The organism is Protofrankia sp. CiT1 (assembly GCF_917627335.1).
GTDB lineage: Bacteria > Actinomycetota > Actinomycetes > Frankiales > Frankiaceae > Protofrankia.
The window spans coordinates 1-1,529 of the sequence record NZ_CAKJTP010000303.1 but is presented as its reverse complement, the minus strand read 5'-3'; the positions used below and the strand labels follow the sequence as shown (position 1 = coordinate 1,529).

1 protein-coding gene is annotated in these 1,529 nt (G+C 69.0%); it reads left to right on the top strand.

The features are described 5' to 3' along the window. Positions 1–821 precede the first annotated feature (821 nt). Positions 822–1,529, top strand: a 708-nt coding sequence (locus MJ785_RS21880) for a serine/threonine-protein kinase (protein ID WP_239382765.1), incomplete at its 3' end; no start/stop codon positions are given.

Below are 1,529 nucleotides of genomic sequence, written 5' to 3'. Positions count from 1 at the left end.
CGGACGACCACGAACGACGGAGGCCCGCCGACCTGAGCTGGCGAACGTCAGCGGACCCCACGAACATCACGAACGAGACTTTTCATCTCTGGGTTCAGCGTGCGATGTACGGTTCGGGGCAGGTCGGTCCTACGAGGTGACGGTGGGTCATCCCGCGCTGTGACCCACCGTTCCGCCCATGGACAGCCCCCGGCCCGCTGACCCGGACCCATGGCCCGGCCGCCACCTGGGACAGCAGAACGCCCCGGGCACGATCGTGCTATGCGAAACCATGATCGGACCAAGGCCGTGCGGACGCGGGTGCCCGAAGACGTCGTCCCCGTCGACCCCCTCGCCGGACTGGCCGCGTTCCGCCGCCCGCGCACCCGATTGACCGGGACCCGGATAAACCGCCGCGCGCACCGATGGCCACCACCTGCCCGCCTGAAACATCCATTCCCCGACCTGCGCTGCGCCGCCACAACCCGAGGCAGGAACCCCGTGCGTGAGCAACCCACGCGGGGATCTGCGCGGGGGGCCGCCCGCACGGGCGGTCCCTCCCGCGATCGTCTCCCCGTCCACCACCCGCGTGGCGCTCCCATCCCCTGTCCAGACAATGCGGGGCACCGCACGGTGACCCGAGGGAAGCAGTCCGCCCGTTGCCGATGCCCGACCCGATGGCCCGCGCCACCTCCAGCGGTACGGCGGTGCACCCGGCCGCGTCAAGCACCCTTAGGATCACGCCTGGTATACGAAGTATCAGGCCTGGTATACGAAGTATCAGGAGGACGCCCCATGATGACCGATCGACACCGTCGTCAACCCCGGACACCTCCCACCTGATGATCGTCAATGAGGCGCGGATCGCCGCGGCACTGCCCGGCTACGACCTCGGCACCACCCTCGGCGCGGGCGCATTCGGCCTGGTCCTCGCCGGCCGGCACCGCCAGCTGAACCGCCCCGTAGCCATCAAAATACTGGCCGCAGGCACCACCGGAGCCGCGGCCGGCAACCGTGCCGAAGCGCAACTCCTCGCCGCGTTAGACCATCCGCACGTGGTCCGGGTCTACGACTATGTCGAAACCGACGACCTCCACCTGATCGTCATGGAACTCCTCGGGGGCGGAACCCTCACCCGCCGCCGAACCGCCCTGCCCCCCGAAGACGCCTGCGCCGTCGGCCTGGCCGTCGCCGCCGCCCTGTCCTACGCCCACAGTCACGGGGTCCTGCACCGCGACATCAAAACCGACAATATCCTGTTCGACACCGGCGGCCTCCTCAAAGTCACCGACTTCGGCATCGCGAAAATCGTCGAAGGATCCGCCGCCACCGCCAGCGCCATCATCGGCACCCCCAAATACATGGCCCCCGAACAGATCACCGGAGGCCGGCTCAGCCCCGCCACCGACCTCTACGCCCTCGGGATCCTCCTCTACGAACTCCTCACCGGCACACCACCCTTCGACCCGACCCTCCCAATCCGCACGCTCTGGCAACACCATCTCGACACCACCCCCGCCCCACCGATCGGCGTCCCCCCCCCCATCGCC